The following is a 23,898-nucleotide window of genomic DNA, read 5'->3' as shown; positions in this document are numbered from 1 at the left end:
GTATGTACTATCCTTATTTGAGAGGGAAACAGTTTGATCTTTTAGCATTAAAAGAAATGATTCAACAGAATCTATTATCTAAAAAGGTGGTTCCCATCATCGAACCAGTTCGTGATTCAGCTACCTTTAAAAACGTTGTCGAGTTATTCCAAAAAGTAAATCACCCGCTGATCATCATCGATAATCCCCAAGTGGGTCAGTTCAAACTTTTTGATGAACATTTACATTTATGGGAAGAAAAAGAAAATAGTTCCATTCAACATGCAATGATCATCACGTCCGATAATTACCAACAGATCATGGAGCAACCACCTAAATTGATCATTTTTGATGGACAACATCAGCCGCGTGATCCAAAAATATGGAAAGAACTTTCAAAAATGGATACTCATTTTTTGTTACCAGACCATAGTCGGTTCCATATCTGGTTACCAGAAAACAAAATCATCATAAAAGAAGCCTTTAAACCAAGAAAACACGAAGAAGATTATAGCGAAAAAATAGATGATTTTTTTAGCGACGACTATTTGTTTTTTAAAGAAGAGGGGAATCATGGCTTTTCAGATTTTACGATTGAAGGAAGTCGCTATTTTGATAAAGGCTTTCCTAGTCGGGCATTGGCACTTCATCTGACCTATGTTGATGCATATGGTAATCTCAGAGTAATACATTTTATTTCTGATACGAACGATTCAGCTAAGGATCAAGCACTAAAGTTTTTTGAAGCTGTTGAAAAAATGCAACAGTGGGTATTGAGGAACCAAGATCAACTGTTGATTACAACGGGTATATTAGCCCTGCTTTCTTTGAAACAACAAAAAAAATTTCCTGGTTTAGGTGTATTGAAAAAATGGACATTGGTCCATCATTTAGAACTGCTCAGTTTATTATTAGATCAGCCGACTAATTGGTTACGCATGTATTCTAAAATAGAGGAACTACATTCGCTGATTTGTGGTATTGGACATACAGAACGACAAAAATTGGTTTGATTCCCCTCACTAGTTTATGTTTTGAAGCTAGTGAGAGATTTTTTTGCTAATCAATCCTGTTTATCAAAATAAGATCATTCTTTGAGCATTTTTGTTTGTCGCTTAAATTGGTTTTTGGTGGCTTCTAACCCTTCATTATTTGCTAAAACAATGAGGTTTGGTCGTTTTTTTAACTCATCTAATTTCTTCGTGTCTTGCTCAAAAAGAGCGAGCCTTTTTTTGATTTGATCCGGAGCATCTCCACGTTGTTCTAAACGCTGCTTCAATTTGTTTTTAGCGATAGTCACAAATACTGGTTGGATCTGTTCCCCAAATGCATGGAAGAGTGCCCAAAAACCAGCAGCTGTTAAAATTGTATAACAATCACCATTTTTCAACTTTTGAGCAATCTCCCTCTTAGTTGAACCATATTTATGTCCCGCATATTCATCCCATTCCACAAATGCCTGTTCAGTGATCAACTGCTCAAATTTGTCTTCAGAGAGAAAATAGTAATCTTTTTGATCGGTTTCACCTTTTCGAGGAGGACGAGTCGTCGAAGTGACAATTTTTTCTTTTGGTTCAAAAAGAGCATTAGCAATGGAGGTTTTTCCTGAACCAGAAGGACCAATAAATACATAACATTTGTTCATCATGAATCTCCTTCAAATCTTTATTTCCTTTATTAAACGATACACGAGAAAGTTTCTTTTAGCAATTGTTCTTTTCGCATAGATATTCCAGGTGGACGACAATAAATTTTGTCTTATAAAAAACACTCTCTTGAGTCTTTAGAAAATCGTCTAAAGAGCAAAGAGAGTGTTTTAAATATACAATTCAATTAAATTTAATCATTTAGACTAATAAACCAGTGACGATCGCACTTAAAAAGCTGACTAATGTGGCAGTCAATAAGATTTTTAATCCATGTTTCGCAACTAAGTTTCCTTTTTCTTCATTTAGACCTTTCATAGCACCAGAAATGATTCCAATGGAAGAGAAGTTAGCAAAAGATACTAAAAAGACAGATAAAATAGCTGTTGTACGTTCAGTAAAATGCAGGTTCCCAGTGGCTAGTTCTGTCATCGCAACAAATTCATTTGTCACAAGTTTCGTCGCCATGATACTACCCGCATCCACAGCTTCTTTCCAAGGAATCCCGCTGATAAATGCTAGTGGAGCAAAGATATAACCAAGAATTTCTTGGAAAGAGATCCCAAAGATTCCACTAAAAATGGCATTGATCATAGCAATAAGAGCAACGAATCCAATCAACATAGCAGCAACTGTAATCGCTACATGAAAGCCGTCAAGAATATATTCTCCAAGCATTTGGAAGAAAGTTTGTTCTTTGTTTTCTTCAATGATCAACTCATCTTCTTTTTCTTCTAATTCATAGGGATTAACGATGGAGGCCAAGATATACCCACCGAATAAGTTCAATACCAGCGCAGTAATTACATATTTAGAATCGATCAACGCCATATAAGAACCTACGATCGACATCGAAACAGTCGACATGGCAGAAACGCTCATGGTAAATAAACGTTTTTCAGATAAGAAAGGCAATTCTTTTTTTATTGAAATAAAAACTTCAGATTGACCTAGTATTGCTGAAGCAACACCGTTGTAAGATTCTAATTTCCCCATACCATTGATTTTACTTAAACCCAATCCAACTGCCTTCATGAATAATGGCAAGATCTTGATATAACGCAAAATCCCGATGATTGCAGAAATAAAAACAATCGGCATCAAAACATTTAAGAAAAACGGCGCACTGCCTTTATTGGCTACCCCAGCAAAAACAAAATTGACTCCTTCACCTGCAAACGCTAGTAAATGATCGAATACTTTCGCTAACATGGAAACGACTGCTGTACCAAAAGTCGTTCGTAACAAAATAAAACCAAAAATAAATTGCAATACGATCATCAATAGTAAAGGTTTTACTTTGATGGCTTTCTTGTTGGTACTAATCAAAAAAGCAAGGCTAAAAATAAAAAGTAATCCAATAATTCCTAAAATCTGACTCAAACTATCACTCCTAATCAAAATTCCGTTTAATTTTACACGTTTTATCGTTAAAATACTAATTTTTTGCTAAGATTATCATCGCTTTTTTAGACTGAAACGCATACATTTCAATTGAAACGGATACAACAAAATAAAACTCTTAAAAGATTATCAGTTGCACTTTTTCAGGTGCAATTTAAATAAAATCTTTTAAGAGTTTATTCAGCTATTTGTTCATAAAAAAACAATGCTTATTGATAAAATAAATTTTCCGATGGATAGAAGGGAGCACTTGTGATATCAATACCTAATTGTTTCAACGTTTGTTCATCATTTTTATTGACGATGACTGTCGAGTGAGCTTGAGCACCATCTAATTCAGCAAGTTTGTCATAAGCTACTTGAGCGATAGGGTTGGTTACCGCACTGATCGAAAGAGCAATCAGTACTTCATTTAGGCTCAATGTATCAACGGAAGAATGCAGTGCGGCAGACTTCATCCCTTGAATCCGTTCTAGAACAAGCGGCGACAACAATGGAATATTATCTGAGATATGTGCTAAATGTTTGATCGCATTTAAAATGACGGCAGCAGAAGCATTCATTAAAGAACTGGTGCGTCCTGTAATGATCACTTCATCGGGTAATTGGATCGCGATCACCGCAGAAGGATCGTTGCTGTCATTTTGAACAGTTTTTGCATACTCATGAGCAGGCAATACCACTTGACGGTCTTCAGGTTGAAGACCTACTTCTTCCATGATCAATTTAATTCGATTTACTGCTTCCTCATCAATCAATCCTTTTTTGAAATCACACTCTGTTTGGAAATAGCGGCGGATGATTTCTTGTCGAGAAGCTTCTTGCACAACTTCATCATCAACGATTCCGAATCCCACACGATTCACACCCATATCGGTAGGGGATTGATAGATTGATTCTTTACCAGTGATTTTTTCAATGATCCGTTTGATTACTGGAAAGGTTTCAACATCTCGATTATAGTTTACAGCAACCTTGCCATAGGCATCATAATGGAAGGAATCGATCATATTGACATCTTTTAAATCCACAGTGGCAGCTTCATAGGCAATGTTTAGTGGATGTTTCAATGGGACATTCCAAACAGGGAAGGTCTCAAATTTTGAATAACCTGCTGATTGTCCTTTTTGGCTTTCATGATAAAGCTGATTCAAACATGTTGCTAGTTTGCCACTACCAGGTCCAGGAGCAGTAACAACAACGATTGGCTTACTGGTCTCAATATATTCATTTTTGCCAAAGCCGTTTTCAGAAACGATTTTTTCAACATTAATTGGATAATCTTCAATTTCTGAATGTTTGTAGACTTTGATATTACGTCTTTCTAATTTATTGACGAAGACATTCGTAGCTGGCTGACCATTGTAACGAGTAATGACGACACTATTGATAGATAATCCGTAGCCACGCATTTCGTCGATCAAGCGTAAAATATCCATGTCATAAGTGATACCATAATCCCCACGAATTTTATTACGTTCAATGTCTCCAGCGTAGACGCAAATCAAGATTTCTGCTTGATCTTTTAATTTTTGTAACAATTTGATTTTTGCATCTTCTTCAAAGCCAGGCAAAACACGTTTGGCATGCTTATCATCGACCAATTTGCCTCCAAATTCTAAATATAATTTGTCATAGTGATTCACTCGTTCAAGGATATATGCTGATTGTTCTTCGATATATTTCTCTGAATCAAAACCGATTTTTTTCACGAGATTCCCTCCTTAAGTACTAAAGCATTTTTTCATTTTTTTTGATTTTCGTCAACTAGTAACTAACACCGGATTAAAACAACAGATAAAATCTCAAATCTGGCTTGTTTCATCTTAAATTCATTGGTATGATAGTTTTGGTAAGGAAGGTGTCACATGAAAAAAAGACAGAAAAAGAAAAACGCATATAAACAATATATCCGTTCGATTTTTACCGGTTATGAAAAAATGCTCGAAAATACTGATTTAGAAGAGATGAAGTTTACTTATTTGAATGAAGAAACACTATTATCTCGTGATGAAAATCTGCGCATTCACTTCACAACCAGAGATCTGCCTCAAAAATAAGAAAATTACTGAGTGAAAAAGAGTGGGGGGATCTGTAGTAACCCCCAAAAGTTAGAATCTAACTTTTGGAGGTCGCTTCAATCCTCTTTCCACTCTTTTGTTTTACTCTCGATACGTAAGATTATTCAATAGTGAAAGTACAATAATCAGACCTTATCAAAACGGTGGATAATCAATGAATATTGATTAAAAGATACATAGAGGAGGAAGCCCTTTGTAACATTTTTTTCTATAAAATGGTACTATTAAATTATCAATTCAATAGTAAGTAAACTCAACCTATTGTGCTTCTGTCCAAGAAAGTGGATAACTGTGAGGAGGTAATCAAAATGAAAGAAACACCACAAGAAAATAACGAAGAAATCATCATTCAGCAAGAAGATGACACTACTTTTTTTGATATCAAAGAAAAAGCTAGCACGAATCTATCTCAACTGTTAGAGGATTTACAAGCATTTGAAAGAGCTGTTCGTGAAGAAAACATTCCAGAAATCTATCAACTGTATAATGGTCATTTAAATGAAGAATTGAAAAAAAGTTCGAATGAAAACCATGAAATCGATCAGCTATTAATGCGGAAAATTCATGATCGCTTTATTCAAGAATTTCCATTTATGGAGCTAGTCGAAAATATTTCTCCTACGATGAGTTATTACAAGATCGGTACGTATTATCACGAAAGGCCAACAATTGGCATCGATGCTAGTCTACCGGAAATTTTCGTTTTGCCCCAAATTGACGAAGAGTGGGGCACCTATGCAAACCAGGAACCGGATGACTACAGTCAACAAATTAACGAACTTGATGCTAAAGTCATCACTGCAAAAGCCGAGATTGATCGTCTGGATGAAGAATTAAAAGAAGTGGATCGCCAAATCTCTGATCTGGATGACACTAAAGGATTCTTAAATCGTAAAAAAATTGATGAAGAAATCCAAGAACTAAAAAAACAAAAACAAGCATTATCGAATGAAAAATTAGGCTGGATGCCTTATCTTGAAGCACCTGAAAAAATCCAAAATCAAAAAGCTGCTTTACTTAACGAAGCAAAAGCGAATCAATTACGTGCAGCGATCGTTGAAAAAGAACAACGACAAATCAATCGCTACTTCGGTGGGATAGAAGGGTTCAGTCAAGCCATCCATCATTTCCTAATGAATTACTTAGGAAATGTTGACCCACATAAAAACCCAGAAGTATCGATGCAAGAGGGAGGGGTAGAGTAATGAATGAGCATGAAGAGTTAGAAAAAAATGAAGAGCTGGAAGCACAATCGTTAGCAGAAACGACTGTGACGGAAGAAGCAATAGAAACAGATCCTGAAAACTCCAGCAATCACTCTGCTTCTGAAGATGATTTGCTTGATGAAAATGAACAGGTCACTTCTGAACAATTAGAGGCAATTGAATCCAGTCATCCGCATGAAGCGAGGGAAAATCAAGTCTATTTAGAAACAAAAGAAAAAGACCATCAAGACATTGTTCTTTTGATTGAAACAGCAGAGGCAGAATTAGCGGATTTACGCTTACGGAAATATCTACTTGAATCGGACTTTTCACAATTATTAGATGCTTTTGAACGCTATATCTTAAAAGCAGAACCTATTTCTCCGATTGGTAAGACAAGTTTGATCGAATACTTTACTTATGAGTTGCTAAAACCTTTAAATGATATTGGGTTGAAATTCTCTAATACCACTTATGATACTTGGGAAACACGACATTTTTCGATCAACTATCGTTTGAATGATTCCAATCAATTAGTATTTTCTTTTGTTCTTCCGACGATTGATCAACGATACCAAGTGGAATCACTCAACTTATTGGAAGTTTCACCAGAAACGATGGAAATCACGGTTCAGGATGACCGTGTGTTATCTTTGATTCGTTATTGGTCTGTTGAACGGGTATTCTCTGCTGGTCAACTGACTATTTTCAATCATAAGTTCAACCAAATATTAGCTCATGCACGTCACTTAGGTTTTTTAGTCAAGCAAACTTTACTAGATAACACCCAACCGTTACATCTGAATCTTCAAAGTCAATTTGAATTGACTGACCAGGTACTAGATGACATCTTTATCGTAGCGATGAAAAATCCTCAATATGATTTTGAAAAAATTGGAGAAGAAAAATACCAAGTTCTATTAGATAAAGGACAATCCATGATCATTTCCAAAAATCAGAAAAACCAAACAATGCTTGAAGTTTCTTCTGGGGAGTACCATCGATCAGTGATTGATTTCTTTATCAATTACGAATTTTTGGTTCCTTTGATGGTTCGAAAGGCTTAGACAGGATATAAACGTGTGGCAATCCTTAGAGAGATTGTCGCATGTTTTTTGTTCCGTCTGCAGGCAATAGATCACACGGTTCTTCCGAGAGATAGTTAACTGAGAAACTGTTGAGAAGAAAAGAAAGAAGGAAATAAGATGGAAAATTTTAAAAAGAGCGGGATGTTCTCTGTGATTGCTGCATTAGGTGCGAATATTTTAGTTGCAATCAGTAAATTTGTCGGTTATGCCATTAGTGGAAGTGCGGCAATGCTGAATGAAAGTATTCATAGTATCGTCGATTGCAGCAACCAAATTCTATTGCTTTTTGGGGATAAACGAGCGAATAGAGGGCAAAGCGAGTTACACCAATTTGGCGAAGGAAGAGCAAAATATTTTTTTAGCACAATTGTGGCAACCATGCTCTTTTTTGGTGGGGGAGCTTTGGGAATCATGGAAGCTTTTGAAAAATTGACCCATCCTGCGCATGAAGTTGATAACTCATTGATCGTTATCATTATTTTAATTTTTGGATTAGCCATTGAAGGAACGTCATTACGTATCGCTATGAAAGAAATCCATGAGTTGAATACCGAAAAATTATCATTGATGAAATTTTTGAGAGAAAGTCGTCACAGTGAAATTTTGATCATCTTTACTGAAGATTTTTGTGCCGTGATCGGACTCATTCTTGCTTTATTAGGAACAGTCTTGACGATGGTAACAGGAATTGCGGCGTTTGATGCGATTAGCGGCCTATTGATCGGATTATTGTTGATGGGAGCTGCCATTTTCTTAGCAAAAGAATTTTATAGTTTGATTGTTGGTGAAAGTGTGACAACGAGTGACTTGATTAAAATCAAGCAAGCCTTTGAGCGTCCGGAAGTCTCTCGTTTGATCGATGTAAAGACCGTTCATCTGAGCCCAACTGAGGTATTGGTAGCTGCTAAAATTGATATCTTTGATCACCCAGAGAATGAATCGTATGCAATCATCAATAACATTGAAGAAACGATTCGTCAGTCTTTAAATGATAAAAAAGTTTATATTTATATTGAAACTGATAAATATGACCCTAATTATCGAAGATGACCATGCTGATTCTTCAGCAAAAAATGCTTTTATGTTGCATAAAAATAACTTGTTTATGATTTGAAATTTCAATATTCAAGCTTAAAATGAGAAAAATATAATATTGTTTTTAGATAAAACGGCTACAATTTCGTTTTTTTATGTTACAATGAGTCCGCTGTTTATTTGTTGTAATTGAAGGAGACATTTTGATGAATAAAAAGAAAAGTGCGCCATGGCTTCAGGCTTTGCACGCAGTAATGCCACTTTGCTTAAGTTATATACCAGTTGGGTTAGCTTGTGGTGTCTTATTGCAAAAAGTGGGTTTTGATCCAATCTTAACCGGTCTGTTGTCCATATTAGTATTTTCGGGTGGAGCGCAATTTTTAGTTGCTTCGATGCTAACAACTCAAGCATCTTTTGCAACGACACTTTTGATGGTATTTTTCTTGGAATTACGTTACACATTGTTAGGGTCGAGTCTTTCAGGTTTTATGAAGAAAGAAAAGAGACTATTCTTGGCGGTATTTTCACAATCGTTAAATGATGAAAATTATGCGGTTAATTATCTTAAATATTCAACTGATCCTACATGGAATAAGCGTAAAGCTTTATATGTAAATTGGTTTTCGATGGCTTCTTGGACAGGTAGTAACATGATTGGAAACATGTTTGGTTCTGTTATCCATGTAGATGCTGATCTCGTTCACTTTGCACTGACTGCGATGTTTATCTTCATGTTTGTCATGCAAATGAAAAATAAGCTGCTCATTTTTACAGGATTGTTTTCTGGTGTATTAGGCGTTACTTTCATGGTCATGTTCCAAAATACATTAGGTTTAATTGCTGCGACGGTGATCGCCTCTTTTGCAGGGTTTGCTTTAGAGAAAGCTTTCAAAAAAGAGAAGGCAAAAAAATTAAAACGATTAAAAAACCGTGGCAAACATGTCAATGAACCACTATTCAACTTCCCAGAACAGGAGAGTCAACATCATGACTAAGACGTATCTTATTCTTTTAGTACTTAGTTTATTCGTGGTGGCTTATGTGCCACGACTATTCCCGATGCTCTATTTTACCCATCGGAAAGTCCCTTCATGGTTTAGTGAATGGATGAAATATGTGCCTGTTGCGCTATTCGCAGCTTTAGCATTCAAGGATGTCTTTATTACCCATGAACATTTAGCCATTGCTTGGAATATCAAAATCTTAGCTATGGTTCTCGTAGTTGGCGTGGCGTATAAAACTCATTCTATGGCATTATCAGTAGTAACTGGACTTGCTTCGGTATTTTTGCTGTCGATGTTTTAAACAGTTCCAAAATTTTGCCTTCTCTTAGTTTTAGAGAATGGCTTTTTTTTTGCCTTTTTTATTAAAATTTTAAGGATGATTTGTCCTTCTTTGAATTTTTGCTATAATGGGAAAGGTATTGATTTAAATATAGATAGTTGAGGAAAATTTAATGAATAAAAAATTGATGCAAGGAACATTTTGGTTAACCTTTGCTAATTTGCTTTGTAAGGTATTAGGTGTTGTTTACTTGATCCCATGGCTAAGTATGATGGGGAACAATCAAGAAGGAATGTTAGCGACCACTTTATACAATGTAGGTTATTTACCTTATGGCTTGTTCCTGATGCTGGGAACAGTTGGGTTTCCTAATGCGATTGCTAAAAAAGTCGCTGTAGCAACGAAAGAAAATGATGAACAGGGCTGTCGAACGATTTTTCGCAGTACCATCAATATCATGTTTGTCATTGGGATCATTTCTGCTGTGCTGATGTATCTTTTTGCCCCGATGCTTGCAGGAATCAGCCCAATTGCAAATGTAAATAATGGGATCTTAGCAACTCGTAGTTTGTGTCCGTCATTGATCGCCATTCCAGTTCTTAGTGCAATGAGAGGTTATTTTCAAGGGAAAAACAATCTGAGACCTTATGGGACCTCACTAATCATTGAACAAGCGGTTCGTGTCCTGGTCATTTTAGCAGGAACGTTTTATTTACGCGTCTTGACCGATGGAACGATTTTAGAAGCTGTTCTGATCAGTACAGTGGCATCCTTCTTTGGTGGGTTAGCAGCAATTATCCATATGTATTTCGTTGGAATAAAAAATGATTATTTCAAATTAAAAGATTTCTTGATCTCTAGTCGTTATTTCAAGCATGAAAATCGGGCAGAGTCGGTATCGATCATTCGTGAAACTTTACCTTTCATCTTTGTGGGATCTGTTATTACCATCGTGCAAATGATTGACCAAGTGACGATGAAGCCGTTGTTGCATTTTTTCAGACCTGAAATCACGAATCAACAATTGGAATTTTTATTTAGTCGAGCGTCAGTTAATCCCAACAAGTTGACATTGATCTTGATTTCTATGGTTGGTACAGTCGCAATCAGCAGTTTGCCGATTTTAAGTACTTTGAGAAAAAAAGATCGTTTGCAAATTGAAAAGACAGTAGGAGATAGTTTTTCAATTGCTGTCTTGATTTTACTTCCTTCTCTTGCGGGGATGTCATTATTGGCGGGTCCATTGTATACCTTATTTTTTGGATATGATCCTGATAGTGTCGGCTATTTCCAATTTGCCTTACTCGCTTCATTATTCTTTTCATTGTTCACGATTCTTTCGACGATGTTACAATCACTTAGCCATCATATGATTGCGATTCGGCTGACCGTTGAAGCGATTATTTTGAAAATTGTCTTTCAAGTGATTGGATTAGCACTATTTGGCGGTTATGGTATGAGTTTTTCAAACACAATGGCTTTTGCGATCGTGTTTATCAGAGGTTATTTCTATATGTGTAAAGAGTATCGAATCGCACCTCTAGCTAAAATCAGATTTTTCTTTCTTAAAACATTCCGCTCAACCTTGTTGATGCTGGTTCTTTGTTCGATTGTATTTATCCTATTGAACCTCCAATTGACGATGACGTCGAAAGCCCATGCTGTTGTTTATTGTGTTGGCCTTGGTGGAATAGGTGGGCTGACATTTCTCTTTGCTCAATTTGGCAGAAATGGGCTCCAATTACTTAAAAACTTCCAGCATCGGCATCACTCAACCAAAAATTAGGAACAACATCCAGTTCATGATAATTTTTTAAAGCTACAGAAAGTGAGAGGGACGTGATTATTTCTCTCACTTTTTGAGTGAGAGGTTCAAATGTCATCTTTCTTATGATATAGTTAAATAGACTGGTAAAATTCTTTGAAATGAGGAAATTAAATAAATGAAACTTGCAGTAGTTACTGACAGTACGGCTTATTTGCCTGAACGAATCCAAAATCATCCTGATTTGTTCGTTATTCCGATCCCTGTCATTTTGGATGGGAAAATCTACAATGAAGGAATAGACATAGAAGCTGACGAATACTATGGGCTTCTAAATAAAAGCAAAGACTTCCCGACCACTTCACAACCTGCAGTTGGAGAAGTACTGGCGCTTTACGAAGAACTGAAAAGAAAAGGATACGATACCATCTTAAGTATCCATTTATCCTCTGGGATCTCCGGCTTTGTCAACACATTACATGCTATGAAAAACGACATTGATGGTGTAAAAATCGTTCCTTATGATTCTAAGATCACGAGTATGCCAATGGGTCACATGGTAGAAGCTGCTCTAGATTTAAATCAAAAAGGTCAATCTCTTGAAGAAATTATCGCACATATCGATCGTATTCGAGATAATACGTATGCTTATCTCATCGTGGATGACTTGAACAACTTAGTACGCGGTGGACGCTTGACTAATGGGGCTGCATTGATAGGTGGATTGCTTAAAATCAAACCGATTTTGACTTTTTCAGAAGGAAAAATCGTTTTATTTGAAAAAATCCGTTCAAGTAAAAAAGCTTTCGCTCGTGCCGAAAAAGTCATCGGCATGCGAAATGAGGAAATTGCACCACCTGTTAAACTTTATGTGATTCATGCAAATAATTTGGAAGTTGCCATACAAGAAAAAGAAAAATTACAAAAGCAATACCCGCATGCTGACATTGAGATTGGTCATTTTGGTCCAGTGATTGGTAGTCACTTAGGAGAAAAAGCAATCGGGCTTGCCATCTCTGCGCAATAATTTAGATTATTCAATTCAATGCAAGCATCGTCTCTCATTCATTGGGATACGATGCTTTTTTTGCATTTTTTCTATATAAGGCGTATAATCCTTAAAAGTTTAGTAAATGAGTAAATCACTAGGTTAGTAATTTACTAAAAGAGAAAGGATGGATTTAGATGGAAATCCCAACAAATTTAAAACACAAACCTGTTATTGTCGTTGAAGACTATGATCAAGTTGATGGTAGAAATGCTTTGCATACGGATGCTAAAGGACTATCTTTAGGGTTAGCACAATGGAATGATCGTGGAAAAGTTGATATTTCAGGCAAGGTATGGCGCCATACGGGTGAAAAATGGTCACGCCAATCGGAAGAACTACCAATCACTCGGATCTTAGATCTAGCAATTTTAGCTGCGCAAGGGAGTTTGTATTTTCAAGATGCGTATCGCTATGAAAAATTTTATGATCCTGAAAATCCAGTTGTCGATATTATTGGACTTCAAGGAAATCGAATGACGGTTGAAGTGGATACCAAAAATCCTAAGATCGATGAAGATATTATGCTCTATTATGACACGTTACAAAAAGATGGCGAATTGATCGGAGAACGTTTCCGAATTTTGAAACGTCTATTAGATGATTTAGGGTATTAAGGAAAAAAGGAGTGAGGTACATTGGAAGATTTCTCACTGACAAAAGACCGTCAATTTTCAAGTGTTGAAAAACAAATGATTTGGCAAAAGCCAACGAGTCATCGAACCAGTCAAGAAGAACAAAGAATCGCAGCTGAAATCTTTGAAAACTGGAATGATCCTGAAATGAAGATCAGTAACATCTTGCTTGAAGGGGATGCTGGGTCAGGAAAAACGCAACTGGCTAAAGCTCTTTCGGCTGATTTACAACTTCCTTATACGAAAATAACTTGTTTTGCGGATATGGATAAATCAGATGTCTTTGGTGCGCTATTGCCTATTGTTGAGTCTGACGTAGATGAAGATCAAGAATTGATTGATGCAATCAACCAAACAGAGACTTTAGAGGCTGTCTTACGGTTAATCAAACATCATTATAATCTTAGTACAGAAATGGCTAAATCCAAACTGGCTGATTTCATCAAGCGGATGGAACAAAATGAAAATAGTAACGTTCGCTATAAATATTATCCCTCTGAAATTGTTCGTGCGATCGAAAAGGGGTATTTGTTAGAAATCCAGGAGCCAACGGTGATCCGTGATGCTTCCGTATTAGTTGCTTTAAATTCCGCTCTTGAGCCAAATGGATTATTGAATTTACCCACGGGTGTCGTCGTCCGTCATCCAGATTGCGTCATCATCATCACAACCAATCGGAACTACCAAGGTAATCGTCCGTTGAATGAATCTTTGAGAGATCGGATGCAACATGCTGAGAAGATGGATTTACCTTCACTTGAAGTGATGGCTGAGCGAGCCTTAGGTAAGACAAAGATTCAACAACCTGAACTGCTCTTGAAATTAGCGGAGATCATTCGTTTATTAGATGATACTGCCAAAGCGAATGCCATCAAGGGAGTGGCTGGTATGCGTTCTTACTTTTATTGGGCAAATACTTGGAAACAAGGGCAAGATCTTTTCCAATCGATTTATCCTAAAGTTCTCTATAAATTGACCACTGTTCCAGAAGAATTGGAGATATTAACCCAAGCATTAGAACAAAGTGGGCTTCTTGAAGAACTTCGTGAATTATTACGGCAAATAAAGTGGGGACGTCTTTCAGAAGAAGCTTCAAGAAATCGAGGCAGAATCCTTAACGATGAAGAAGCTGATGAACGTAATATCGATCAACTAGCAGAAGAAACGTTGTCTTTAATGGAAAATGAGTCGCCTGAGATCGAAGAAGAAACTCCACCAGTGGAGAATGCTGAGATTGAAGAGGAAAAAAAGGCAGAGTCTTTTTCATTTGAACAAGAACGAAGTCAAGAAGTTTCAGGTCAGGGGCAACAGGAGCAACAAGCAGAAGATAATTCAGAAAAAATGTCTGCCTCTGATATGGAGGCTTACGACAAAGAAATCAAACGTGAGTTAACGAAAGAAGCACGACAAATAATGAAGGGGACGATGCACGAAAAAGAAGGACTGATCGTTCATCGACCAAAATTTGAACTCAAAGCACAAGAAGCAGAACAAATCAGACAACAAGTTTTACCGATCGTTGAAACATTAAGCCGTCAAATTTTAGATTTGTTGGAAAATGATGAATCAACGACTTATCAAAAAGGAAAATATGAAGGACAACGGTTCAATGCGAGTCGTGTGGCCTATAATGACCTAGGTTATTTTGATAAGAAAAATCCACCCCACGAACAACCTTCATTGGCAGTGGCTTTAAGGATTGATGAATCTGGTTCAATGATTCGAGATGAACGAATCGAAGCAGCGAAAAAAGCAGCGATCGCCATCGCAGAATTTGCTAAACGTGTAAATATTCCTTTAATGATTTATGGAGATACAGCAGATGTCTCAACGAGAGAAAAGACCTCAATTTTTTCTTATAAAGAATTTAGTGATGATTTCCAATGGTTAGATGAAAAGTTAGTGACGATGAAACCACGACAAAACAATCGTGATGGTGCCAGTCTGAAACTAATCGCTAACAAACTAAGCCAAGAATCTGCCACGACTAAATTGTTGATCTCGATTAGTGATGGCCAGCCTAAAGCTTTGCCAGACTATACTGGGAAGAAGGCAAGGGAAGATATCCAAAGCGTTCTGTCTGAATATGACCGTCAAGGCGTCATCTTTGTGGCTGCTGCGATTGGACAGGATCAAAAAGAAATCAAAGAGATATATGGGGAAAATCGTTTCATTGATATGACAGACATCAACGAGTTACCACAGCAATTGATCCAATTGATTGCTCGCTATTTGTAAATAGCTGAAAATAGCTGGAGTCACGTATAAGTCCATTCATCGACTAAGAGAGATTGTGACAGAAGTTCCTAGCTCTGAGAACAAGCCGAAGAATTCGAAAATAGTTCCTATTTTTGGATTTTCGGCTTGTTTTTTTGTTAGAGCGACTGCTGGAACAACGGGAAGAGGTTATGAACGCATTGTAGCGAATGGTTAAACACCATTTAGTTTATCTATCAGACTCTTTTTGATCGTTAATCGACTGTTAAATCCTGACATTCTGCAAACCAGATAACGAAACAAAAAAGGAAACTGTTAAAGAGAAAACGATGTTATCGGTAACATCAACAAAAAATAGTGGCATTGTTTTATAATAGAGAAAAAGAGAAGGGAAGAAAACAATGACTCAAACAAAAGCTTGGTGGAAAGAAGCGGTCGGATACCAGATTTATCCTGCCAGTTTTATGGATAGTAATGGAGACGGCATTGGGGATCTCAATGGTATTCGTGAAAAGCTTTCTTATTTAAAACAATTAGGGATTGATTTTATTTGGATCAATCCAGTTTATTCTTCACCTTTTATTGATAACGGTTACGATATTAGTGACTACCAAAATATTTTAGAAAAATTTGGAACAATGGCCGAATTTGATCAATTACTGGCAGAAGCACATCTACAAGGAATCAAAATCATTATGGATCTAGTCATCAATCATACATCTGATCAACACGAGTGGTTTATTGAATCCAAGAAGTCACTGGATAATCCTTACCGAGATTACTATATCTGGGTAGATGGAACACCTGAAAACGCTCCGAATGACTGGCAATCGATTTTTGGTGGCTCAGCTTGGGCATATGATGAACAGACGAAACAATATTATCTGCATGTCTTTGCTAAAGAGCAGCCTGATTTGAATTGGGAAAGCGAGAAATTAAAAAATGAACTTTTTTCTATGATTCGCTGGTGGTTAGATAAAGGGATCGATGGGTTTCGTTTAGATGCGATTTCCCATGTGAAAAAAGATGAATATTCTGTTAAAGCAACTGAAAACCCCTTTTCTCCTTTTCAAAATGTTTCCGGGATCGATGAACACTTAAATGAATTAAAAGATGTTTTTGATGACTATGACATTATGACTGTTGGCGAAGCTAGCGGGGTGTCGGCTGAAGAAGGTCCAGAATGGGTCGGCGCTGATGGGTATTTTGACATGATCTTTGAATTTGACCATATCTCGATTTGGAAGCACGAAAAAGAAGGAAAACTTGATGTTATCAATTTAAAAAGAGCGTTAAGTGCCTGGCAAACCGCTTTAGACGGTAAGGGTTGGAATGCACTTTATATGGAAAATCATGATACACCTCGTTCAGTTTCTTTTTTTGGTGATCCTGAACATTATTGGCAAAAATCAGCAAAAGCAGTCGCAATGATGTACTTTTTCCTGCAAGGCACGCCATTTATTTATCAAGGACAAGAAATCGGTATGACGAATATGCCGTTTACTGCCATCGAACAAATCGATGCCGTCGATTCAAGACGTCTTTATAACCAATTGCTAGAAGAAGGAAAATCTCCTGAGGAAGCTATAGATATCGTTGCTGATACAACAAGAGACAATAGCCGAACACCTATGCAGTGGGGATCAGAAAAATATGCCGGATTCTCAACAAACGAACCTTGGCTGATGGTAAATCCCAACTATCATACACTTAACGTAGAAGAACAAGAAAACGATCCTTCATCGATCTTATCTTTCTACAAACAAATGATCCGCATCCGTCGTGAAAATCAAGGATTGATCTATGGTTCATTCAAAGAATATCTCGCTGAACACGACCAACTCTATGTCTATGAACGATCATTTACCGATAAAAACTATCTGATTATAGTCAATCTAACGAGTGAAGTAGCGGAATATTCATTACCGAATGAAGTTGATGTTCCTTGGGAATTACTTCTCACGAATCAAGAAGAACGTGTATTTGAACGAGTGGGTAAGCTTGATCCTTATGAAGCGAAATTATTTGTAACCAGTAAAAAAAGAAACTAAAAAAAGTTTGTCTTGAGCTTTCTAATGAAGTCCAAGGCAAACTTTTTTGACATACTGTATGAAGTTGGGTGACTGTACCTTTATAGAAATTAGATAATAAGTGAATATTTTATAATAAAGAATAACATTTACATAAATATTAGGTAGGTTATCAGTTAATTGATTCTTTTAAATCACTTCATACTCAGCTCGCGGACCACCAATGTATTTTGGACGTGAACGCAGAGCTGTAACATGCGCGGCTCCTAATGTTTGACTGCTTGGTCGAACAGGTACTTGAACGTGTTTGACATGCATACCGATGGAAGTATCACCGATATCGATCCCAGCTTGCGCTACCACATGTTCCACTTCTACTGGATCATCGAATTGGTCAAACGCTGCTACTGAACAAGCGCCACCAGCGTGTAAGGCTGGTACAACAGAAACAATTTCAAATTGTTTTTGCTCTGCTACGGAGCGTTCGACGACAAGGGCTCGATTAATGTGTTCACATCCTTGAACAGCTAAAGCGACTCCTAAGGGTTGCAATATTTCTCTAATCGTTTGGATAATCCACTGTCCAACTGGAGCACTTGAGTTTTTACCAATTTGTCCACCGACCACTTCACTGGTACTACATCCTAATACAAATAAATCGCCAGATTTTAAATTTGCTTCTGCTAATACCTCGTTGACCATTTTGGTTAATTCTTGTTTTAAAGATTCTTCTGTGATGCTCATTTTATTCTTCCTTTCATTACTTACTTTCTTTTTGTACTCTCGTTCGTTTTAGAGCTTGAGTGAGTGGTAAAGCCAATCCAACCCCTATAATATTTTGAAAAATATTTCCAGGAATAGAAGCTACCCCCGCAGGCCAATCATATAAAAACCAACCTGCTAAAAAATAGCCACTAATCATCAGACAACTACCGATAAAAAGACCGACAAATCGACCTTTGCTTGTTTTTTCGGCAAAATAGCCACTGACCAATCCTTGCAAACCATGGATCAATAAGGAAAAAAGGGCCCATTGCGGATAACCTGACAGTAAATCGATGAATAAACCACTTGAGGCACCGACAACGAACCCACCAAATGGACCAAATAATAAAGCAGTGGTGTAGATGCCAGCTTCGCAGAGCGTGACAAAGCCGTTAGTTGCTGGTATTGGAACTAAAATTGTTAAAGATAATGCTACTGTTAAAGCGATCAGCATGGCATAAATTGTCATTCGTTTCGTATTCAACGATTAAATCCCTCCTTTGATGTTACCGCCAGACCAGACACTGCCTGTTTGATCATTCATTTCAACACCGTTTAAAATACATTGATAAACGTAAGTTTTACTTCGTTGAATGGCTTGTGGGAGCGTATAGCCATGGACGAGATTCGCTGTAATAGCAGAAGAAAAGGTACATCCTGCGCCATTCACCGTTGATCGTGTTAATTTTTCCATTGTAAAAGTGGTTAGTCCGTCATGACTATACAAAACATCGATTGCTTCATCGCCATGGATCCCAGAGCCACCTTTAACAACGACCGCTTTGCTTCCTAAAGTATGAATAAATTTGGTTGTCTCTATCACTTCATTGATGCTTGAAATTTTTTTCTTTCCAGAAAGGAGAGCCGCTTCTTTAAGATTGGGCGTGACAAGATCAACAAGGGGGAAGAGTTCTTTCACTAAGCACTCAATATACTGTTGATTCGCTAATGAAGTAGTTTCTTTAAAAGCTAAAACCGGATCAAGAACGATTGGGATTTGAGGGTGCTTTTTTAAAAAATCTCGGACGATCATGATTGCTTCAAGAGAATGCAATAAGCCAATTTTGATACCCGCTAAGTCTGTCATCTTCTGGATCGAAGCAAGTTGCTGTTCCAACCACTTAGCAGGTAGATTTTCTAAGAGGAATGCGTTGTTTTCGTCTAACATGCCTACACAGGTGAGCGCGCTCATTCCAAAAAGTTGAAAATTCTCAAAAGTTTTCAAATCGGATTGAATTCCTCCACCGGCAAAAGGGTCAGAACCACCAATTGTAAGTATTTTTCTCATTGTTTTCCCTCCACGAAAAGAGTATAACGAAAGTTGTTAGAAAAGAAAACAGCCAATTGGCATATTTTTATGTCATCCAATTTTGCGTAGTCTTTAGATCACTAAAATTTATCTATCATCTGAATGAAACAAGTACACTGTATTGTTGGCAACTTAACAGCTAGAAGAAAACAACCTGATTTTTAAGCTATGCATACTCAAATAAACAACTTCATTAGATATCATTATCAATAAATTGAATCTTTTTTTGTTATTCCTACATTTTTTACAACTGAAAATTTTTTAAACAAAAGAGAACACTGACGTTATACCTGCTAGGTAAGAGGATAACGTCAGTGTTCTTTTTATTATGCTTTTAATTCTTTTTCAATTTGTAGTCGACGGACTTTCATTGTCGCAGTCCGTGGGATATCTTCATAATCTCTGATAATCGGCGTATTCAATCGAGGTAACTCATGCACTTGTTTCCACCAACGATCCCAGTCCATTTCGTGATTAGGAGCAAGAGCGATCAATGGTTGTGGCGCATTGTTTTTATCACGAACGATGACCACTTCCGATAGAAATTCTAATGAGTCTAACAAGAAATCTTCGATCGCTAAATTGCTATTGATTGTATCGATCAAATCCACTTGACGATCCTTTAAGAACAAATGCCCCTGTTCATCCATGCTGCCGTAATCACCGCTGTCCCACCAAGCACCATAAACATTTTCTTGGAAACGAGCATCTTCTTTATAATAAGTTAATGCACGACCTTTTGACAATAAATGGATGTGTCCATCTGTATTAGCAGGTAAGACGTTCCCATTTTCATCTGCGATCCGCGCTTTGGTTAAGTCGCCAAGTCCCACACCCATGTCTCTCGCATTACTCGTTTTTAAACTCTCTAATGTATGAGCTTTTAAAATCATCGGTCCGCATTCGCTTTGGCCATAAACTTGTAAGAAAACAGCTTCTTGATTAGGAGAAGTCCGTAAGAATGTTTCCATAGTAGAGTTGTTGATCGCATCAAAAGTGGAATGGTAATAACGAATACCAGCAAAAGCTTCTGGATATTCTTTCGCTGTAAAGCTCCACTGAACAAAGTTGTTTGGATGTGTTTCAAGTGCAATCGGTGGATTTTCTTTTAACATGGCCACAACGTTTTCCCCTTGAGCATCCGCTAACGGCATCATTGGAAAGCCCATCGCCATTAACGAAGAAATACCAATATTGAAGCGAGAATGAACAGGAGAGATATGGAAAGCCACAAGTTTTTTCTCTGCGATCTTAGTAAAGACAGTTTTTTGCCATTTGGTGCGCCAGCCCATTGAATGAGCAGAATGACAAATCAATTTAGGAATACCTGTTGTTCCTGAAGTATGGGTCATATAAGAAATTTCATCGTTCCCCAATTGATTTTGTGCCACTGGTTCTGCTGGTTGAGTCAATAGTTTAGAAACAGCAATTTGTTTTTCTTTTGATCCATTTGAAATGCCAGCCACTCGTTCAGCCGTTTCATCATCAAAAAGGATAAATGGATCTTCTAAACGGTCGACAAAGACTTCTAAAGTGGGGGTAGGGAAGTGATAAGAGATCATTGCTGGTACCGCCCCAAGATAAGCTGTTGCTACAGCTAATAAATAAGTATCAAAAGCTGAACTTTTGTAGATCATGACCTTATCACCAAGTCCGACACCCAAATGAGCTAATTGATAGGCACGAGTCAAAACGAGTTGGCAGGTATCTTTGTAAGTGCTTTTAAAACCAAGTTCCGGAAAAGCTGCTAAGGGTTGGTCAAAGATGATTGGTACATCTGGTGTAGCATTCGCTGCTTCTTGAAAATTAGAAAAAAGATTTAGTGGGGAATAAGCGATTGTTTCCATAAGTCACACTCCGATTTCATTTAATAGACAAGTTGGTAAGCAAAGTAAGAAAAATTTGTGAATTAAATCATTTACTTTGCAAATTCAGCTATAATCTTAGCACAAACCCTAAATAAAAAACAGCTTTCTTTGTGAAAAAATGAATTATATTTCGTTATTTCATTTTTTATTACTTGTTATTTCCTTGTAAGAGAACTCTAACATCTTTTGTTGGACTTCTTCAAATGAATGTTCATTGATATAACGATTACCATAAAGGAAATTGACGATATCCAGATCATCAAAATAAAGGGAAACGTAGTACCCGTAAGTTTTACGACATAATTCTGGCGAAATATTTTTATATACAGTGATTTTACTTAGTATTTGGCGAATCGTCCGTGGAGAGATTTGCTGGTCATGAGATGAACGAAAAGCAAAAGAATCAGGTCCTGTCCCAGTATCAGTTATTGCTAAATAGTTTTTAATGAATGGCAGTGCTTCATTGGGAATTGGCGACTGATTAAGCCGATTTTTTTTACGGCTAAGATGAATGATTTGTTTATTTAAGTCAATATCTTTTCTTTTTAATTCAACGACTTCATGGATCTTTAACCCGCAATATAAAAGAATAGCTGCGATCGCTAAATTTCTTGGTCGGTTCCTTATTTCAAAGCGTGCTTCTCGTGAAGAGTTAAAGCCATTCATAGGAATAAACAGATGCTCAAAGTCTTGAAACAAAGAGGCGTCTATGAATCGAGGCGCTGCAGCAGTAGTTTCAGGAAGCGTTTTTCCTAATAGAGATATTTCTTCAGTCAATAACCCTTTTTGATACAAAAACCGTAGAAAATGATTTAACGAATATTGTTTTCGTGAAAGACCATAATAGCTATTTTTAAATAACTGGTTTGTTTGTTGATCAGCTGTGGTCTGAAACGAACGAGTATGCTGATAGACTTTATCTAAAAAATTTAAATAGTCTTGTTTTTCAAGACGAAGAATAACTTCATCTGTGATCTCTTGATCTAAAGCTTCGTGAAGATAATCCGTGAATAAATGAAAATCTTTTGCATATTCATAACGACTGCTTAATGAAAGCTTTTTTTGATTTTCTTTTAAAAATTCTTGGAAAATAGGAGGAAGCTGTGCGATGCGTTGTTTTAACTTTTCTTGAATGTGTTTTCGTGTTTTTTGATCCATAAAAGAACCTCCTTTTTGTTCAAACTGGTGTTCTATTTTATTATTGTAGCTTATTTTTCGTTTTTCTTCTATTTCCTTTTACTGATATCTATTTATACCAACGTTTATTTGCTCATGATTCATATATATAGTAACATCGCCAACTATAAGAAAAACTGTAACCAATAAACAGAAAGACAATGATCTTGTAGTATGAACGAATTGTTTCATGAGTTTTGTTTAGTGACATTTTGTCACTGTTGCGCTATACTTTTTTACAGTGACAAAATGTCACTATCGAAAAAGGAAAATGTAGGAGGGAAAGTAATGTTTTTAGCAATGAAAGAAATGAAATACGCAAAACTACGATACGGACTCATTATCGGTATCATGCTCTTAATTGCTTATGTCGTTTTCATGCTATCAGGTCTAGCAAGTGGATTAGCAGAAGAATTTAAAAAAGCGATTGATGATTGGGGTGCTCAAGAAATCGTCTTGTCCGAAGATGCTAATCAAGTGTTTGCAGCATCTCAATTGACAAGAGGTGACCTTGATCAAGTAAATGCGAAAGAAAAAGCACCGATTGGCTTATTCAGTGGAGCAATCAAGGGCAAAAACAAAGAAAACGTGACAGTCTTTGGTACGACTAACGATGCCTTTTTATTACCTAAAATCACAGATGGTCGGATGTTTGATAAGAAAAATGAAATAATTATCTCCCAAAATCTGGCACAAGATCAATATAAGTTGGGAGATCAAATCAAAATCGGTAGCGATGACCAAGCATTTACGATCGTTGGAATTTTTCCTGCCACTTATTATACGGTCTCACCAGTCATCTATACAGATCTAGAAACTTGGACACAATTAAAATATGGAGCCCAACCGTTTGCTTCAGATGACAAAAAGCCGATCAATGCGATCGTGACCAAACAATCAGCTGCAATTGATAAAGATGGCGCATCAAAAGATTTACAAAAACTGACGATTCCTGATTTTATTGAAAGTCTTCCAGGTTATTCTGCACAAAATATGACACTAAATGCAATGGTTTACTTCTTGTTTCTTGTCGTAGCAGCAGTGGTTGGCATTTTTATGTATGTCATCACTTTACAAAAAACGGCGATCTTTGGCGTAATGAAAGCTCAAGGGATTCGCAATTCATTTATTGCTAAATCGTTGATTGCACAGTCATTTGTTATTGGAGTCATTGGTGTCGCCTTAGCAGTTCTAGCTGCTTATCTAACTAGCTTGTTTTTACCAAGTGCGATGCCATTCGCTATTTTTTGGACACAATGGTTGCTATATAGTGGGGTCTTACTCGTTGTAGCAGTTGTAGGCGGCGTCTTCTCAATACGCACGATCACAAAAGTGGACCCAATCACCGCCATAGGAGGGTAAA

Annotated in this window: 21 protein-coding genes; 13 read left to right on the top strand and 8 right to left on the bottom strand. The window is 37.0% G+C overall.

The window, feature by feature from the left end; translation table 11 throughout:
• Positions 1-2 precede the first annotated feature (2 nt).
• Positions 3-992, top strand: coding sequence for a sce7725 family protein (locus tag AB3I42_RS07410; protein WP_081122745.1), 990 nt, complete (start codon positions 3-5; stop codon positions 990-992).
• 74 nt (positions 993-1,066) lie between these two features.
• Here AB3I42_RS07410 and AB3I42_RS07405 read toward each other — a convergent pair whose 3' ends face one another.
• From AB3I42_RS07405 to AB3I42_RS07395, 3 genes are all read right to left on the bottom strand, one after another.
• Positions 1,067-1,624: a guanylate kinase gene (locus AB3I42_RS07405; protein WP_131773135.1), complete on the bottom strand. Its 558-nt coding sequence runs from the start codon at positions 1,622-1,624 to the stop codon at positions 1,067-1,069.
• A 202-nt stretch (positions 1,625-1,826) separates the two neighbouring features.
• Positions 1,827-3,008: a NupC/NupG family nucleoside CNT transporter gene (locus AB3I42_RS07400; RefSeq protein ID WP_010719151.1), complete on the bottom strand. Its 1,182-nt coding sequence runs from the start codon at positions 3,006-3,008 to the stop codon at positions 1,827-1,829.
• Positions 3,009-3,238: 230 nt separating this feature from the next.
• Positions 3,239-4,741 carry a DUF1846 domain-containing protein gene (locus AB3I42_RS07395; RefSeq protein WP_010737583.1) on the bottom strand — a complete coding sequence of 501 codons (1,503 nt, stop codon included), beginning with the start codon at positions 4,739-4,741 and terminating at the stop codon, positions 3,239-3,241.
• A 156-nt stretch (positions 4,742-4,897) separates the two neighbouring features.
• Here AB3I42_RS07395 and AB3I42_RS07390 point away from each other — a divergent pair, with 156 nt between their 5' ends.
• The 11 genes from AB3I42_RS07390 (at position 4,898) to AB3I42_RS07340 (ending at position 17,438) form a co-directional block, all read left to right on the top strand.
• A complete protein-coding gene (locus AB3I42_RS07390; protein WP_081122749.1) occupies positions 4,898-5,089 on the top strand; it encodes a hypothetical protein in 192 nt (63 codons plus the stop codon).
• A gap of 329 nt (positions 5,090-5,418) precedes the next feature.
• Positions 5,419-6,315, top strand: coding sequence for a viral A-type inclusion protein (locus AB3I42_RS07385; protein ID WP_081122750.1), 897 nt, complete (start codon positions 5,419-5,421; stop codon positions 6,313-6,315).
• The gene (locus AB3I42_RS07380) at positions 6,315-7,382 is read left to right on the top strand and encodes a hypothetical protein (protein WP_010737581.1); all 1,068 of its coding nucleotides are present in this window, start codon (positions 6,315-6,317) and stop codon (positions 7,380-7,382) included. The genes AB3I42_RS07385 and AB3I42_RS07380 overlap by 1 nt, the downstream gene beginning before the upstream one ends.
• Before the next feature lie 138 nt (positions 7,383-7,520).
• Positions 7,521-8,453, top strand: a complete 933-nt coding sequence (locus AB3I42_RS07375) for a cation diffusion facilitator family transporter (RefSeq protein ID WP_368022409.1) — start codon at positions 7,521-7,523, stop codon at positions 8,451-8,453.
• A gap of 191 nt (positions 8,454-8,644) precedes the next feature.
• On the top strand, positions 8,645-9,433 hold the full coding sequence (locus tag AB3I42_RS07370; RefSeq protein WP_010719157.1) for an AzlC family ABC transporter permease: 789 nt from the start codon (positions 8,645-8,647) through the stop codon (positions 9,431-9,433).
• Complete coding sequence (locus AB3I42_RS07365; protein WP_010737579.1) at positions 9,426-9,743, top strand: AzlD domain-containing protein; 318 nt, start codon at positions 9,426-9,428, stop codon at positions 9,741-9,743. Before AB3I42_RS07370 ends, AB3I42_RS07365 begins: the two co-directional genes overlap by 8 nt.
• 151 nt (positions 9,744-9,894) lie before the next feature.
• On the top strand, positions 9,895-11,508 hold the full coding sequence (locus AB3I42_RS07360) for an oligosaccharide flippase family protein (RefSeq protein WP_368022408.1): 1,614 nt from the start codon (positions 9,895-9,897) through the stop codon (positions 11,506-11,508).
• A gap of 157 nt (positions 11,509-11,665) precedes the next feature.
• Positions 11,666-12,514, top strand: coding sequence for a DegV family protein (locus tag AB3I42_RS07355; RefSeq protein WP_010719160.1), 849 nt, complete (start codon positions 11,666-11,668; stop codon positions 12,512-12,514).
• A gap of 158 nt (positions 12,515-12,672) precedes the next feature.
• Positions 12,673-13,152 carry a DUF6530 family protein gene (locus tag AB3I42_RS07350; RefSeq protein WP_010719161.1) on the top strand — a complete coding sequence of 160 codons (480 nt, stop codon included), beginning with the start codon at positions 12,673-12,675 and terminating at the stop codon, positions 13,150-13,152.
• A 21-nt stretch (positions 13,153-13,173) separates the two neighbouring features.
• Positions 13,174-15,408, top strand: coding sequence for an AAA family ATPase (locus AB3I42_RS07345; RefSeq protein ID WP_306690429.1), 2,235 nt, complete (start codon positions 13,174-13,176; stop codon positions 15,406-15,408).
• A gap of 380 nt (positions 15,409-15,788) precedes the next feature.
• Positions 15,789-17,438 (top strand): alpha-glucosidase, encoded by a 1,650-nt coding sequence (locus AB3I42_RS07340; protein ID WP_010737575.1) that lies wholly within the window; start codon positions 15,789-15,791, stop codon positions 17,436-17,438.
• 168 nt (positions 17,439-17,606) lie between these two features.
• Here AB3I42_RS07340 and AB3I42_RS07335 read toward each other — a convergent pair whose 3' ends face one another.
• The 5 genes from AB3I42_RS07335 to AB3I42_RS07315 form a co-directional block, all read right to left on the bottom strand.
• The gene (locus tag AB3I42_RS07335) at positions 17,607-18,161 is read right to left on the bottom strand and encodes a TIGR01440 family protein (RefSeq protein ID WP_034697955.1); all 555 of its coding nucleotides are present in this window, start codon (positions 18,159-18,161) and stop codon (positions 17,607-17,609) included.
• A 16-nt stretch (positions 18,162-18,177) separates the two neighbouring features.
• Positions 18,178-18,666, bottom strand: coding sequence for an ECF transporter S component (locus tag AB3I42_RS07330; protein ID WP_010737573.1), 489 nt, complete (start codon positions 18,664-18,666; stop codon positions 18,178-18,180).
• Positions 18,667-18,669: 3 nt separating this feature from the next.
• Positions 18,670-19,470, bottom strand: a complete 801-nt coding sequence (locus tag AB3I42_RS07325; protein WP_034697951.1) for a hydroxymethylpyrimidine/phosphomethylpyrimidine kinase — start codon at positions 19,468-19,470, stop codon at positions 18,670-18,672.
• 347 nt (positions 19,471-19,817) lie between these two features.
• On the bottom strand, positions 19,818-21,338 hold the full coding sequence (locus AB3I42_RS07320) for an acyl-CoA synthetase (RefSeq protein WP_034866587.1): 1,521 nt from the start codon (positions 21,336-21,338) through the stop codon (positions 19,818-19,820).
• Between the two features lie 159 nt (positions 21,339-21,497).
• Entirely contained in the window at positions 21,498-22,517 is a 1,020-nt protein-coding gene (locus AB3I42_RS07315; protein ID WP_010737570.1) for a tyrosine-type recombinase/integrase, read from the bottom strand.
• A 306-nt stretch (positions 22,518-22,823) separates the two neighbouring features.
• Here AB3I42_RS07315 and AB3I42_RS07310 point away from each other — a divergent pair, with 306 nt between their 5' ends.
• A complete protein-coding gene (locus AB3I42_RS07310; protein WP_368022407.1) occupies positions 22,824-23,897 on the top strand; it encodes an ABC transporter permease in 1,074 nt (357 codons plus the stop codon).
• Position 23,898 lies beyond the last annotated feature (1 nt).

The organism is Enterococcus sp. C53, assembly GCF_040887425.1.
Classification (GTDB): Bacteria; Bacillota; Bacilli; order Lactobacillales; family Enterococcaceae; genus Enterococcus_B; species Enterococcus_B hirae.
This window is presented reverse-complemented; position numbering and strand designations above follow the sequence as displayed.